We start from the raw sequence: 14,263 nt of genomic DNA, 5'->3' as shown, positions 1-14,263 counted from the left end.
AGGCGGGGCTCGCGCTGCTCAGCCGATCACGGCGGGTCAGCTGCCGAACACCTGGAACTCGTACAGCGAGTATCCGTACGCGGTCGCGCGCTGGGTGCCGTAGACGCGCACGTAGCGGCCGGTCCCGCTGACGTTGAGCGTCTGGTTGCCACCGGTGCCGGTGGTCGTGCTGTAGACCGTCGTCCAGCTGGTGCCGTTGGCCGAGGTCTGGATCTGGAAGGCCTTGCCGTACGCCGCCTCCCAGTTGAGCTTCACCTGGCTGATGGTGTGGCTGGCGCCCAGGTCGACCTGGATCCACTGCGGGTCGCTGAACGCGCTGGACCAGCGGGTGCCCGTGTTGCCGTCCACGGCGTCGGCGGCCGGGAAGCTGCCGTTCTCGGTGGAGGACGCGGTGGCCGGCTTGCCCTGCGACAGGTTGCCGCCGGACGGCGGCGGGGTGGTGCTGCCCGGGCCCTTGTTGTAGACGGCCACGTAGTCGACGTTCATCTGACCGCCGGAGACGGTGGCCGAGTTCGGGCCGCCACCGAAGGCGTCGGGGAAGCCGCCGCCCATCGCCAGGTCGTAGATGATGAAGAACGGGTGGTCGACGGCGCTCGCCCAGGTCGCGGCGGGCACCTGGGTGGAGTTGACGGTGAAGTAGTTGTTGCCGTCCAGATACCAGCGGATCTGCTCGGGCGAGACCGAGCGGTCGATCTGCACCGCGTAGGTGTGGTAGCCGGTCTGGCAGCCGGAGCAGGCGCGTTCACCGCTGCCGATGCCCGTCGACTCGTTGCAGGGGCCGCCAGGGCTGGTGCCGCAGTGCAGGGTGCCGAAGACGGAGCTGCGGGAGTTGATGTCCTCCAGGATGTCGACCTCACCGGAGGTCGGCCAGCCCACGCCGCTGCGCAGCGTCGAGCCGAGCATCCAGAACGCCGGCCAGTAGCCCGCGCCGTTCGCGGTCGTCAGGTTCGGCTGCTGGATCGACGACTGCATCATCACCACGCCGCCGGCCGGCGCACCGAAGGTCGCCGCCTGCGTCTCGATCCGGCCCGACGTCCATCCCGAGCGGGGGTCGCTGCCGCTGTGCAGGGCCTTCAGTACGAGGTGGCCGTTGCCGTCCTGGTAGACGTTGGACGTGCTGTTGGTCATCGTCTCGATCTCGCCGGTGCCGAAGCTGCTGCCGGGGCCGGTGTCGTACTTCCAGTCGCCGGTGTTCACGCCGGTGTTGGCGGCCCCGGTGAAGTCGTCGCTCCACGTGGTGGTGAACCCGCTCGGCGGGGCCGGTACTGCGGCGGGCGCCAGCGCCTTCGCGGCCGGTGCCTTCGCGACGGCGGCGGAGGCGGCCGGGGTGGCCGCGCCGCCGGGCGCCGCGGTGACCGCGAGGCCCGCCAGGCTGAGGGCGCCTACGGTGAAGGCGGCCAGGCTCAGCCGCGCCTTGGTGCGCAGCCGGCGGTGGCCGGTGGGGGGTGTTGGTGCGTGTCCGCTGGACATGCGTGGTCTCCTGTCCCGATGTGCCCGATGTGGGGGGTGCGAGGCAATCCGCTGGGACTTGCGTGAAAGCGCTCTCTACTGCGGCCTGAGAGCGCTCTCTTCGAGCAGGAGTTTTCTAGTACCTCGCCGATGCGGCGTCAAGGTCTTGCACACGATGCCCCCTCCCGGGGGGTCACCCGACGACGCACCCCGGCCCACCACCGGCCCGGCGCCCCCGGGTGGCTCCCCTCTACGGCAGGCGGCGCCCTTCGGGGGCGTGGGGAACCGCGGGCGGTTTCTAGGGGTCGTCACCGGCCGGGAGGGGCGTACGGCGGGGGATCAGGCGGCCTCACGTTGCGCCTGCGACGTCGCTGCGTCCGGATCGGGCGGCGTACCGTAGAGCCACCATCCTTTACCGGGGGGTAGACGTGGGCGTATTCGAGTCCGGAATGGGCGACCGCATCGCCGAGCTTCGGCTGCGGCGCAGCCTGTCCCAAGAGGGCCTGGCTGACAAGGCAGGCCTTTCGGTCGACGTCGTACGGAAACTGGAACAAGGTCAGCGGACTTCAGCAAGGCTGACCACGATCAATGCTCTGGCCAGGGCGTTGGACACCGAACCGTCGGTTCTTGTCGGCCAGCCCTCGACGTTCGAGGGTTCTCACGCAGTGGAGGCCGAGCCGCCCTCGGTGCTCGCGTTGCGCCAGGCGGTGTCCCCGCTGACTGACCTCCTGGGGGGCGAAGTGGACCCGGAGGATCCACCCTCTATCGCTGACCTGCAAGCCTCGCTTGTCTCGACCGAGGTCATCCGGCGAGAAGGACGTATGGGCGAAATCGGCTCTCTGCTTCCCCAGTTGATCCGTGACGCCCGTGCCGCTGTGCATGCCTACACCGGTGTTGACGCTGCCGCCGCCCAGTCGGTGCTGGCGGTGGCGTACCAGGTGGCGGCCACGACGCTGACGGCGCTGGGTAAGGAGGACGCCGCGTTCACGGCGATGGAACGTTCGTGGGCTGCTATCAGGTGCTGCGATGACCCGGACCTTGAGACGCTGGCCGCGTCGACGCTGTCGTGGGTCTTCGCCAAGCAGGGGCGCCTTGAAGACGCCGAGCGTGTTGCGCTGGTTCGCGCCGAGCAGATTGAGCCGGGCTTCCGGTCCTCGCCGCGGGAGCTGGCGCTGTGGGGGGTTCTGCTGTTACGTGCCGCTACCGCTGCCGTACGACAAGAACGCCAGGTGAGCGACCTACTGAATATGGCGACCGGCGCGGCGGCCAGCATCGGCGAGGATCTGATGGTGTACGCAACGCCTTTCGGCCCGACCAATGCCGGAGTCGCCAAGGTCAACTTCCTTGTCGAGTTGGAGCGCAGTGACGAGGCGATCCGCGTTGCTCGTACCGTGCCGGGCCTCGATTCGCTGCCGCCGACATGGCGGGCGCGCTTCCACGTCGACCGAGCGCTGGCCTACTCGGATCTCGACAACGACGCGGCTGCGACCCGGGCTCTGCTGTCCGCTGAACGCGACGCTCCCGAGTGGATGAGCTACCACTCGACGTCGCGGCGCTTGGTTGAGGACCTGCGTGGCAGGGCACGCCGCCGAGATGCCCCGGTGCTGGCGCTCGCTGACCGTCTCGGTCTCAACAGGTAGGACGCCGCGTCCTACCTGATCGCAAAGGTAGGGCGGTTCGTCACTGTGGCGCTGAAACAGGCGCTCCTAGCGTGAGCTGCGGCAGACCCCCGCGACCGTGCTGTCGGCCGGGGGGCGTGGTTCAACGCTGGATTGGAGCGTCAAGCATGCGTGACTTCATCGGACTTCGGTTCGGGGAGTTAGGGATCACTGTCCGCCCGGCCCTCTCTCTTGTCGGGGCGGTGGCCTGATGGGAATGCGCCTGTTGCCGTGGGTCGGCGAGGCCGGTCAGTCCTGTTACCTGAGCACCGAACGAGGGGACTCATTCATGTCGCATCTGGCCGACGACCTTGAATCCGACCACCCGGACACGGCTGAAGACCTTCCCGACTGCGCCGGGACGAGGGCAGAGGAAAGGCGGCAGGCTGAGGCCACGGACGCTCCAACGCCGAGTCGACGTGACCTTCGCAGCGACTTGCCGCCGACCCTGGTGTACCGGTGGCGGCGTGACCCGGTCATCGCGGCCAGGGTACGGCGGCTGCTGGTGTGGCATTTGGCCGCGTGGGGCCTGCAGGACCTGGCCGACGTGGCCGAACTGGTGGTCTCGGAGCTGGTCACCAACGCTGTACAGCATGCCCACGGACCGGAAGACACTCTGCTTGAGACGCGGTTCGAGCGGCTGCCGGGGGGTGATCTGCGGATCGAAGTGCACGACGCGAACGAGAACAAGCCGGAGCTTCGGCAACCGTCCGCGGATGCCGAGTCAGGGCGTGGCCTGGCGCTGGTGGATGCGCTCACCGGTGGGCGCTGGGGGGCGAGCGGCCGCGAGGGGGTCGGGAAGGTCCTGTGGGCCGAATGTTCAGCCGGGGACGGCTGCCAGGACCGCCGCTGAGGGACCAGCCCCCACCGGGCGCGCGGGTCGTCGCCGGCCGAAAGGGGCTGTTGCTGTCGATCTCGGACCACCGGCCGGTGGTGGGTTGCGCGCGCAGTTCCCCGTGCCCCTGGGGGCCCCTGCCGCAGCGGGACCGTAGCCCCCGCGGCAGCGGGGTTGGCACCCCCCTGCCGCAGCGGGACCGCGCCCCCGCGCCGGCGGGAGTTGCGCCGGCGCGGGGGCGGGGTGCGGGGCGGTGACCCGGGGGAAAGGGGAGGTTACGGGCGCAGGCGGACGACCTGCGGATCGTGGTCGCTGGTCTGCGCGGCGAATTCGGAGTTGATGTGCACCACGTCGTAGTCGACGTGCTTCCCCAGCGCCGGGCTGACCAGGATGTGGTCGAGGACCTGCGAGTTGCCCTCGTAGACGTATGAGTACCGCTCCTTGGCCGGCAGCGTGTTGACCAGGTCGGTCAGCACCGTGCCGTTCCCGGTGAGGCTCTGGACCGCCGGGGAGAACTGGTAGTCGTTCAGGTCGCCGAGCACCACCACGTCCGCCTTGGGGTCGGCGGTCTCCAGCTGCTGGACGAAGTCGTGCTCGACGATCGCCTGGCGGACCCGCTGCACCTCGGAGCTGCGGACCGGCGGCTGCAGGTGGCTGTCGATGCCCTGGTCGCCGCCCTTGCTGTCGAAGTGGTTGGCGATGACGAACAGCTTCTTGCCGCGGAAGGTGAACTCGCCGGCCAGCGGCTTGCGGCTGCTGTTCCACGCCTGGTCGGCGGGCGCGATCCGGCCGGGGGAGGCGGTCAGCGAGGTGCCGGCGCCGGTGCCGGTGATGCCGACCGGGGTGGTCGAGTCGCCGCCGGGGATGTCGACGAAGCCTGCACGCTGCGGGTTGAACAGGAACACCGACCGGATGTTGCCGCCCGGCTCGCCGCCGTCCTTGTCGTTGACCGGGTCGATCTCCCGCCACTGGTAGCGGGGGCCGCCGGCGGCGACGATCGCGTCGGTGAGCTTGGTCAGCGTCTGGTCGGCGGCGACGGTGCCGTCGTCGGTGGCGCCGTTGTTGTCCTGGATCTCCTCCAGGGCCACGATGTCGGGCGAGCGCAGATTGTGCACCAGGCCCTGGGCGAGCGCGTCGAACTTCGACTGCGGGTTGCCCGGCGCCAGGTTCTCCACGTTGTACGTGCCCACGGTCGCCTGGTCGGACGACGCCTTGGCGGTGACCTCGGGCTGCAGGCCACCGCTCTTGACGGTGCCGAGCGTGCGGGCCTGGAGCGCGTACGTGCCGGCGAACTGGTTGTAGTCCAGCGGGCCGGCGGTCGTGCCGCGCAGGGTGTCGCCGACGTTGGCGGTCGGGAAGGCCGAGGTCGCGGTCGGGATGAGCGACTGCACCATCAGGCGGCCGGAGTTGGGCTGGTCGTAGCCGGTGTAGAGGGTGCCGCCGCGCTTGGTCGGGTTCTGCTGCGGCTTGACCGTGACCCACAGCTCCGAGTACGCGTCGGACGCGCCGACCACCCGGCTGTCGTCGATCTGCACGTTCATGCCTTCGAGCGACGCGTAGAGGTCGAGCGCGTACTCCGTGGGCCGCAGCGGCAGGTCCTCGATGCTGCCACCGCCGGCGCTGGGCACGAAGGCGTCGGGGACGCTCTTGTCGTCGAGCACGACCGGCGCGGGCAGCGGGTTGCCCGAGGACACCTTGGTCACGGTGGGCTTGGTGAGCTCGGTGATCGGCTGCGCACCGGTGTCGGCGCCGCCCGGGTAGTACTGCGAGACGGTGCCGGCCACCGACACGCTGTCGCCGACGGCGACGGTCGGGCTCGCGCTGGTGTAGACGAAGATGCCCTCGCTGGTACGGGGGTTGGCGTCCGGCTTCGGGTCCTGCATCCAGAAGCCCTTGGACGAGCCGTAGTCCCGCACGCCGGTGACGACGCCGGTCGCGCCGGTGACCGCCTTGCCGGCGAAGGGCGAGTTGCGGGTGTCGCCCTGGATGTCGTGGATCTTCGCCTCGGTGCCGGTCGGCGGCGAGGTGGGCGGCGTGGTCGGCGGGGTGGTGGGCGGCTGCGTCGGGCCGCCGCCGCCACCGGAGTTCTGCGGGGTGGGCGCGCCGGCGGTGAAGTCGGCCGCGTTGTCGTCGGTGTCGGCGAGGGTGGCGCCGCGGGTGACCGAGTCGCTGTTGCTCGCGCCTGCCGCCGGGCCGCTGCCCTCGCGTACCAGCGCGGTGCCGTAGCCGACCAGGTCCTTGACCCGCGGGTCGGCGGCGCAGTCCGCGGCGGTCAGGCAGGTCAGCGGGTCGGCGCCGGAGACCAGCGCGACGGTGCCGGTGGTGCCGGACATGTTGATGGCGCCGCTGGCGTCGGGGGTCGGCAGCGCGGTGCTGCCGCCCGTTCCCGCGCCCTCCTGGACCAGGTAGCGGCCGCCGCCGGCCAGCGAGCCGGTGAGCGCGGTGGCCTGCCACTTGGACGTCGGGGACGGTGCTCCCGGCAGGTACTGCACGCTGTAGGCGCTCAGGTCCACCGGCGCCGCACCGGCGTTGGCCAACTCCACGAAGTCGTTGGTGTAGGTGGCGCCGGAGTTGCCGCCGCCCCCGTAGACCTCGGCGACCAGCGCGTCGGCGGAGGGCGCGGCGAAGGCGGCGTGCACGCCGAGCCCGGCGAGCACCATGGCACCGGCTATGCCGATCGGCAGGAATCGCTTGCGGAGCCCCGGGTTGAGGGGTCTGGTGGGGCGGGGTGATGCCTCGGCGGCCTCAGAGGGGTGCGACACCGGAGGGGTTCTCCTTCTGGGGGAGCGGCTGATGGTGACGGCACGTCACCCCGGGCGGGGGCGGGCGCGATCGGCCCTCAAGATACGCGCGTAGATCCGGTCACAGAAGGAGTTCTGAGGTTAAATCTGGGTGTTGCGTGCCGTGCCCGTGCCTTACCGGCTGATACGTCCGGCTGATCGCGGGTGACCGCCTGTCACAGCCACCCCTGGTGCCCGGGCGGGCGCTCCACCGTTCGGCGTAGGGTCAGTGCGCGGCGGCGGCCTCGGCCCGGGCGGCGTCCCGGATGCCGGTGACGATCAGGTCCACGCCCCGGTCGAAGTACAGCTCCTGGTCGGCGCAGGCCGCCAGCGCGTCTGCGGCGGCGACGATGTGCGGGTAGCGGCGGGGCGAGAGGGCGAGCAGGGTGGCGCGCCTGGCGCGTACGGCGTCCTCGTTGGCCTCAGGGTCCGGGCCGAGGTCGCGCCCGGGTTCGGCGATGGCCAGCGCCACCAGCGAGCCGAGGATCTGGCTGGCGGTCTCCGCGCTGCGCTCCACCGACATGCCGCCCTGGGCCATCAGGGCGAGCGCCCGCTCGGTGACGGCCAGGCCCGGCTCGGTGGTCACCATGCCGTTGAAGACCAGCACCGCCGCGTTGGGGTGCGGCCGCAGGGCGTCCAGGAAGCCGCTGAGCACGTCGCGCAACTGCTCGTGCCAGGGCCGGTCGTCGGGCTCGGGCACCACGGCGCCGGCCAGCAGCCGCTCCGCGAGGGCGAGCAGCAGGCCATCCTTGTCGGGGAAGTGCCGGTAGAGGGCCATCGGGGTGACGTCGTGGAGCTGGGCGACCCGGCGGATGGTCACCGCGTCGAGCCCCTCGGCGTCCGCGACGGCCAGCGCGGTGGTGATCAGCTCGTCACGGTTCAAACGCTTCTGGGCCGCCATGTCCGCCCAACCCTTCCGTCGCCATCCGCCCCCCGGTGTGGTGTACAGCGTACACATCCAACTCGTGTGTACAAAGTAAGCAATGCCTGTATGGTGTCGCCGTAAGCATACGCCGTAAACATCCCTTCCGAGGTTGCTATGCGACGAAGTCCCTGGGCCACCCTGACCGTGCTGGCCCTCGCCCAATTCATCGTGGTGCTCGACGTGACGATCGTGAACGTCGCACTGCCGCACATCCAGGACGACCTCGGCTTCACCGCCGACGGCCTGCAGTGGGTGATCAGCGCCTACACGCTCGTCTTCGGCGGCTTCCTGCTGCTCGGCGGCCGGGCGGCCGACCTGCTGGGCTCCCGCCGGGTGTTCGTCACCGGCCTGGTGCTGTTCGGCGTGACCTCGCTGGCCGGCGGCCTGGCAGGATCGCCCGGGCTGCTCATCGCGGCCCGTTCCCTGCAAGGCCTCGGCGGGGCGCTGCTGTCGCCGGCCGCGCTGGGCATCCTCACCGTGACCTTCCCGCACGGCAAGGAGCGCAACATCGCCATGGGCGTCTGGGGCGGCCTGGCCGGTCTCGGCGGCACCCTCGGCGTGGTCGCCGGCGGATTCCTGGTCGACTCGCTCAGCTGGCGCTGGGTCTTCATCGTCAACGTGCCGATCGTCATCGCCCTGGTGATCGTGACCCCGCTGATCGTCCCGCACGTCGCGCCGCACGCCGGCCGCCGCGTCTTCGACGCGCTCGGCGCGGTCCTCGCCACCAGCGGGGTGCTCGGCGTGGTCTACGCCGTCGTACGCGCCGAGCCGCTGGGCTGGACCTCGGCCGAGGTCATCGGCTGCCTGGCCGGCGGGCTGCTGCTGCTGGCCGCCTTCCTGGTGGTCGAGACCCGGATCGAGGCGCCCCTGGTGCCGATGCGGCTGCTCAGGTCGCGCGCCCTGAGCAGCGCGGGCGGCACCGTCGCGCTGACCGGCGCGGCCTTCCTGTCGATGTTCTTCCTGACCGCGATCTTCCTCCAGCAGGTGCGCGGCGACACCGCCCTGCGGGCCGGGGTGGAGTTCCTGCCGATGGGCGGGGCCGCCATCGGCGCCGCGGTACTCGCCACCCCGCTGATCACCCGCTTCGGCACCCGGCCGGTGCAGACCGCGGGCACCCTGCTCAGCGTGGCCGGCCTGCTGCTGCTCTCCCGCGCCGACGCCACCGGGCCCTACGCGAGCCAGATCATGCCCGGGATCATCCTGTTCGGCGTCGGCGTCATCGCGGTGTCGGTGCCGGCCCAGATCGCCGCGGTGGTCGACGTCACCCACGCCGACGCGGGCGCCGCCTCGGGCGTCTTCACTGCCTTCCAGCAGGTCGGCGGCGCGGTCGGGCTCGCCGTCGTCACCACTCTGGCCACCTCGCGCACCACCCACGCGCTGGCGGGCGGGGCGTCGCAGTCCGACGCCCTGGTGGACGGCTTCCACCGCGGCCTGCTGGTGGCCGCCGCCTTCACCGCCGGCACGTTCGTGATCACCCTGCTCTCGCCGCGGCTGGCACCGAGCGCCGAGCAGATCGCCGGGGCGGCTGCGGCGGCGTGATGAACGCTCCGCGGGCGGGGGATCCGCCGCTGCCCGGCGCGGCTGTGCAGAGCAGCCGCGCCGGGCACGGGCGTCGCCCTAGCCGGTCGACGAGCCGGTCGTGCAGACCGGTAGGGGCAACGGGGAGCCGGGCGTCCCGGTCGCGGTGAAGCCGAAGGAGACCGAGGCCCCGGGCGAGACGGCGCCGTTGTAGGGGGCGTTGGTGACGGTGACCGCGGCGCCGCTCTGCGCGAGGGTGCCGTTCCACAGGCTGGTGATCGTGGCGCTCGGCGCCGACCAGCCGACCCGCCAGCCGCTGAGCGCGGACGTACCCGGGTTGGCGACGGTCACGTCCGCCTGGAAGCCGCCGGACCAGGAGTTGGTGACGGTCAGCCGGGCGGTGCAGCCGGTTCCGGTGGGCGGCGGGGTCGTCGGGGGCGGCGTGGTGGGCGGGGGAGTAGTCGGGGGCGGGGACGTGGGCGGCGTCGTCGTGGCGTACGTCAGCCCGTAGCCGTACGGGAAGAGCGGCGTCTTGCCGTCGCCGTCGTTGACCGGCTCCTGCGACGCGCTCTGCATCCACGACACCGGCAGCTTCCCGGTCGGCGCGTAGTCGCCGAAGAGCACGTCGGAGACCCCGTTGCCCTCGGTACCCGGCAGCCACGCGGCCACCAGGGCCTTCCAGTCGGGGAGTTGGGCGGCGATGTCCAGCGGCCGGCCCGACACCAGCACGGTGACCACCGGCACGCCGCTGGCCTTGAGCTTGGCCAGCACGGCCAAGTCGGCCTGGTCCAGCCCCATCGCGCCGGTGCGGTCGCCCTGGCCCTCGGCGTACGGGGTCTCGCCGACGACCGCGATCGCGGCCGCGTAGGACCCGTCGACGCCGTCGCCGGTCTTGTTGTACGTCACCTGCGACGGGCTGTTCACCGCCGCCTTGATGCCTTGCAGGACGGTCGTCCCCGGAGTGATGGCACCGCTCGAACCCTGCCAGCTGATCGTCCAGCCACCGCTCTGGTTGCCTATGTCGTCGGCGGACTTGCCGGCCACGAAGACCTTCGCCGACTTGGCCAGCGGCAGCACGCCGCCGTCGTTCTTGAGCAGCACCTGCGACTCGCGCACCGCCTGCCGCGCGACGGCCCGGTGCGCGGCGGACCCGACCGTGGAGGTGTACGACCGGTCGGTCAACGGATGCTCGAACAGGCCGAGTTCGAACTTCCTGGTGAGGATCCGCCGGTTGGCGTCGTCGATCCGCGCCACGGTCACCGCGCCGCTGTTGACGTCGCTCTTCAGGTCCGCGACGAAGGACTTGTAGTCGGTGGGCACCATCACCATGTCGATACCGGCGTTGACGGCGGTTGCCACCTCGGCCGCCGTGAAGCCGGTCCGCCCGTCGATCTTGTCGACACCCGCCCAGTCCGACACCACGAAGCCGGAGAAGCCGAGCTCGCCCTTGAGCAGGTCGGTGATCAGGTAGCGGTTGGCGTGGTCCTTGACACCGTTCCAGCTGCTGTACGACACCATGACCGCGCCCACCCCGCGGTCGACCGCGGCCTTGAACGGCGGCAGGTGGATCGCCCGCAGGTCCGCCTCCGACAGCGTCGCGTTGCCCTCGTTGACCCCGCCGTCCGTACCGCCGTCGCCGATGTAGTGCTTCGCGGTGGCCAGCACCGACGCCGGTCCGCCGAGCGTCGTGCCCTGCAGCCCGGTGATCTCGGTGGTCATCTGCGAGGGCAGGTCCGGCGTCTCACCGAACGACTCGTACGTCCGCCCCCAGCGGTCGTTGCGTGCCACGCACAGGCACGGTGCGAAGTCCCAGTCGACCCCGGTCCCCGACACCTCCTCCGCGGTGACCCGCCCGACCAGCTGAACCAGCGCCGGGTCGCGGGTCGCGCCGAGCCCGATGTCGTGCGGGAAGACGGTGGCGCCGTAGACGTTGTTGTCGCCGTGCACCGCGTCGATGCCGTAGATCATCGGGATGCCCAGCGGCGTGCCGAGCGCGGTCCGCTGGAAGCCGTCGTACATGTCGGCCCAGCTCCCCGCGTTGTTCGGGCTCGGCGCCGACCCGCCGCCCGACAGCACCGAGCCGATGCGGTACGCCGCCAGGTCCGCCGGGGCGGCGGCCAGCGCGGTCCTGTCGACCTGGGTCATCTGCCCGACCTTCTCGTCGAGCGACATCCGGGACAGCAGGTCGTCCACCCGCTGCGACACCGGCAGCGAGGGGTCCTGGTAGGGCAGTCCGGCCGCCTGCGCGGCGGCGCGGCCGGCGGTCGTGGCGGCGGTGGCGTTCACCGCGGCGTTGGTGAGGGAGAGCATCGCGAGGACGGCGCCGGCGGCGACGCCCGCTCTGCGGAGGCTGGGTCTGGGCATGGGGACTCCGGGTGGGGGGAGGCCGTGGGGGGCCTGGGAGTGTGGCGCTGGGGGTGGGACCGGCAGTGGGGGAGTGGGAGCGCTCCCATAGATGAGGCCAGCGCGGACGGAGCCCTGTCAAGGGTGCCGACGCCGATCCGGGCGGCGGCGGCAGCCCGTACGGCGGCGGCCGGCCGCTCGCCGCTTCGTGGGCGTAGCCTGAAAGGAATGGAGCAGGTCACCGGGAGGTCCGCGTGTTCAACATCCTCGACGACTTGTTCGCGCCCGGGCGCAAGCACACCGACGACGAGCGCAACCGCCTGGAGCTCTTCCGGGACGACGAGAGCAGCGGCGACCCGTCCCGCGGCCCGATAGACCTCGCGTCCGGCAAGGTCGTGGTCCGCCCGCCCCGTACGTCCCCCGAGGGCTCCGGCAGCTGAGACGGCCCGACTGGGGGTGCCGCGCGGCGGCAGGTGGCGTTCGGGTTCGGAACGCTCAGAACGGTCAGGTACCGGGCCGGGAATGCCTGCTCCAGGCGCGTGCACGGCGTGTCGTGCGCGTGCGGGACGAGGGCGGGGGTGAGAGAAAGGGCGCATGTCGGATCGCGAGTCAGCCCATCGCGAGCTGGTGGAGGAGATCACCCGCCAGTTCGAGGAGTCCCCCGAGGACGAGGACACCAGGCTGGCGCGGCTGGTCGAGGACATGCTCGCCATCGGTGGGGACCTGGACCTGGAGTCCGTCCTGCAGCGTGTGGTGGAGGCGGTGGCCCGTGCGGTCGACGCCCGCTTCGGCGCGCTGGGCGTGATCGACGCGGAAGGCAACTTCACCGACCTGTTCACCACCGGTGTCGACCCGGGCGTCCGGGCCGACGTGGGCCACCTGCCGCACGGCGAAGGGCTCCTGGGCGAGCTGATCCGCGAGCCCGCGCCGATCCGGGTGGCGGACCTGGCAGCCGACCCGCGCATCGTGGGATTCCCGCCGGGCCACCCGGCCATGCACAGCCTGCTCGGCGGTCCCATCCGGATCCGGGACACCGTCTACGGCAACCTCTACCTCACCGACCGCCGCGACGGTGAGCCCTTCAGCGCCGCCGACGAGAATCTGCTGACCGCCCTGGCGAAGGTCGCCGGCGGAGCGATCGAGAACGCCCGCTACCACGAGCGGCTCAAGCTCGCCGCCGACGAGTTGCAGCGTCACCTGCTCCCCGAGCTGCCCGACCTCGGTCCGCTCCAGGTCGAGGCCCGGTATCAGCCCGCCCACACCACCCCGCAGGTCGGGGGCGACTGGTATCAGGCGTTCCCCGGCCCCGCGGGCGCCTGGTCCATCGTCGTGGGCGACGTCATGGGCCACGACACCGGCTCCGCCCTGACGATGTTCCAGCTCAGCAGCATGCTGAGCGTGCTGGCCATGGACGATCCGCGCGCACCGGCCCGGATCGTGCAGCGCCTCGACCAGGCACTGCACCACGGCGGCTCGGAGACCATGGCCACCCTCGTGGTGGCGACCCTCCACCCGCGGCCCGACCACTCGTGGAAGCTGCGCTGGACCAACGCCGGCCATCCGCCTCCGCTGCTGCTCGGCCCCGACGGACGGGCGTCCTTCCTCGCGTCGGACGAGGCGCAGGGCATCATGATCGGCGTCGACCACACCCGCCCGCAGCCCGAGCACACCTCCACCCTCATGCCGGGCTGCTCCCTGCTCCTCTACACCGACGGGCTGATCGAGGATCCGGACAGGTCCATGACGGAGTCCCTGGACGCCCTCGCACGCCTGGGGGAAGCACTCGCCGGCGCGCCCCTCGACCGGCTCTGCGACGACCTCATCGCCGCCCGCCCCGACCGCCTGTACCGCGACGACGCGTGCCTGCTCGCCCTCCGGGTCCCCGGCCCGGTCTGACGCCCGGCTGCTGCGCCGTCAGCCCGCAGGGCGGCCGGTGTCCTCGGCGATGCGCTCCCCGAACCCCCGCGTTCGCAGGGGGAGTTGTCGAGCCGGGCGGGCGGGCATAAGGTCCCGGCGAGGGCGTTGTGGCGGGCGGCGCGGGGTCGTGGGCGGGCGGCGCCGGTCGGGAGACGAAACGTGCGGCGCAACGACGGGATCTCGCTGCCCCAGCCATTCTCCGGAATCGCGCAGAGCCGGCGCATGGGCGGGCTCGTGCGCGCCATGAGCGGCGGCTCGGGCTTCCAGGCCTGGCGCAACAAGCTGCTGGTGGTCGCCGTGTACGAGCAGGGCAGCGTGGTCGGCCTCGCCGACGACCCCGGGCCCTTCCACTTCCGCTACGACGAAGTGGCCCGCTTCGTCGTCCACGTGGCCAAGCGGTACGTCAACCAGAGCTATCGCGGCCTCGTCACGAACTGCTGGGTCGGGCTCGAGGACGACCGCAACCACCGGTTCCAGGGGCAGGGCACCAGGAACGAGCTGAGCGTCGTCGAGGACTTCCGGCAGCTCGTGGACCCGCGGATCGCCGCGGCCCAGCTCCCCAGGATGCTCGGGGCCCTCCGCCAGGGCCGGCCCGTCGACTTCGGCGCCTACGTGCTCGACCAGCGCGGCATCACCACCGGGACCGGCAACAAGCAGAAGCAACTGCCGTGGGCCCAGGTCGGCCAGGTCGGGGTGGACCTCGGCTCCGTCGAGGTGAAGGAACGCGACCGGCGTCGCGCCTGGGCCACCGCCAACACCACCAGAGTGCCCAACCTCACCGCGTTCCTGACGTTGGCGCGGGAAGCGCAAAGGGGCCTGTGACCGTTCGGTCGTCCGT

At 71.6% G+C, this 14,263-nt stretch carries 10 protein-coding genes; 6 read left to right on the top strand and 4 right to left on the bottom strand.

What is annotated here, in order from left to right; all coding sequences use genetic code 11:
• Nucleotides 1-36 precede the first annotated feature (36 nt).
• On the bottom strand, nt 37-1,470 hold the full coding sequence (locus OG702_RS10590; RefSeq protein ID WP_327288602.1) for a discoidin domain-containing protein: 1,434 nt from the start codon (nt 1,468-1,470) through the stop codon (nt 37-39).
• 407 nt (nt 1,471-1,877) lie between these two features.
• Between OG702_RS10590 and OG702_RS10585 the strand changes: the two genes are divergently transcribed.
• Together OG702_RS10585 and OG702_RS10580 are read left to right on the top strand one after the other, a co-directional pair.
• The gene (locus tag OG702_RS10585) at nt 1,878-3,089 is read left to right on the top strand and encodes a helix-turn-helix domain-containing protein (protein WP_327288601.1); all 1,212 of its coding nucleotides are present in this window, start codon (nt 1,878-1,880) and stop codon (nt 3,087-3,089) included.
• 307 nt (nt 3,090-3,396) lie between these two features.
• Nucleotides 3,397-3,960: an ATP-binding protein gene (locus OG702_RS10580; RefSeq protein WP_327288600.1), complete on the top strand. Its 564-nt coding sequence runs from the start codon at nt 3,397-3,399 to the stop codon at nt 3,958-3,960.
• A 257-nt stretch (nt 3,961-4,217) separates the two neighbouring features.
• Here OG702_RS10580 and OG702_RS10575 read toward each other — a convergent pair whose 3' ends face one another.
• Together OG702_RS10575 and OG702_RS10570 are read right to left on the bottom strand one after the other, a co-directional pair.
• Nucleotides 4,218-6,602, bottom strand: a complete 2,385-nt coding sequence (locus tag OG702_RS10575) for an endonuclease/exonuclease/phosphatase family protein (RefSeq protein WP_327293174.1) — start codon at nt 6,600-6,602, stop codon at nt 4,218-4,220.
• A 346-nt stretch (nt 6,603-6,948) separates the two neighbouring features.
• Nucleotides 6,949-7,623, bottom strand: coding sequence for a TetR/AcrR family transcriptional regulator (locus OG702_RS10570; RefSeq protein WP_327288599.1), 675 nt, complete (start codon nt 7,621-7,623; stop codon nt 6,949-6,951).
• Nucleotides 7,624-7,761: 138 nt separating this feature from the next.
• Here OG702_RS10570 and OG702_RS10565 point away from each other — a divergent pair, with 138 nt between their 5' ends.
• Nucleotides 7,762-9,186 carry an MFS transporter gene (locus OG702_RS10565; protein WP_327288598.1) on the top strand — a complete coding sequence of 475 codons (1,425 nt, stop codon included), beginning with the start codon at nt 7,762-7,764 and terminating at the stop codon, nt 9,184-9,186.
• A 78-nt stretch (nt 9,187-9,264) separates the two neighbouring features.
• On the opposite strand, the gene OG702_RS10560 is transcribed toward OG702_RS10565, so the two are convergent.
• Nucleotides 9,265-11,529: a glycoside hydrolase family 3 N-terminal domain-containing protein gene (locus OG702_RS10560; protein ID WP_327288597.1), complete on the bottom strand. Its 2,265-nt coding sequence runs from the start codon at nt 11,527-11,529 to the stop codon at nt 9,265-9,267.
• Between the two features lie 233 nt (nt 11,530-11,762).
• Here OG702_RS10560 and OG702_RS10555 point away from each other — a divergent pair, with 233 nt between their 5' ends.
• The 3 genes from OG702_RS10555 (at nt 11,763) to OG702_RS10545 (ending at nt 14,247) form a co-directional block, all read left to right on the top strand.
• Entirely contained in the window at nt 11,763-11,948 is a 186-nt protein-coding gene (locus OG702_RS10555; RefSeq protein WP_327288596.1) for a DUF6191 domain-containing protein, read from the top strand.
• Nucleotides 11,949-12,102: 154 nt separating this feature from the next.
• On the top strand, nt 12,103-13,404 hold the full coding sequence (locus OG702_RS10550; protein ID WP_327288595.1) for a PP2C family protein-serine/threonine phosphatase: 1,302 nt from the start codon (nt 12,103-12,105) through the stop codon (nt 13,402-13,404).
• A 243-nt stretch (nt 13,405-13,647) separates the two neighbouring features.
• A complete protein-coding gene (locus OG702_RS10545; protein ID WP_327288594.1) occupies nt 13,648-14,247 on the top strand; it encodes a DUF6585 family protein in 600 nt (199 codons plus the stop codon).
• The last annotated feature ends 16 nt before the right edge of the window (nt 14,248-14,263 follow it).

Origin of the sequence: Streptomyces sp. NBC_01198 (genome assembly GCF_036010485.1) — a bacterium.
GTDB lineage: Bacteria > Actinomycetota > Actinomycetes > Streptomycetales > Streptomycetaceae > Actinacidiphila.
This window is presented reverse-complemented; position numbering and strand designations above follow the sequence as displayed.

Bases quoted from the DNA above. Each gene is read 5' to 3' on its own strand.
- OG702_RS10590 (WP_327288602.1), bottom strand. From the start codon at position 1,470: ATGTCCAGCGGACACGCACCAACACCCCCCACCGGCCACCGCCGGCTG.
- OG702_RS10580 (WP_327288600.1), top strand. From the start codon at position 3,397: ATGTCGCATCTGGCCGACGACCTTGAATCCGACCACCCGGACACGGCT.
- OG702_RS10575 (WP_327293174.1), bottom strand. From the start codon at position 6,602: ATGGTGCTCGCCGGGCTCGGCGTGCACGCCGCCTTCGCCGCGCCCTCC.
- OG702_RS10570 (WP_327288599.1), bottom strand. From the start codon at position 7,623: ATGGCGGCCCAGAAGCGTTTGAACCGTGACGAGCTGATCACCACCGCG.
- OG702_RS10565 (WP_327288598.1), top strand. From the start codon at position 7,762: ATGCGACGAAGTCCCTGGGCCACCCTGACCGTGCTGGCCCTCGCCCAA.
- OG702_RS10560 (WP_327288597.1), bottom strand. From the start codon at position 11,529: ATGCCCAGACCCAGCCTCCGCAGAGCGGGCGTCGCCGCCGGCGCCGTC.
- OG702_RS10550 (WP_327288595.1), top strand. From the start codon at position 12,103: ATGTCGGATCGCGAGTCAGCCCATCGCGAGCTGGTGGAGGAGATCACC.
- OG702_RS10545 (WP_327288594.1), top strand. From the start codon at position 13,648: ATGGGCGGGCTCGTGCGCGCCATGAGCGGCGGCTCGGGCTTCCAGGCC.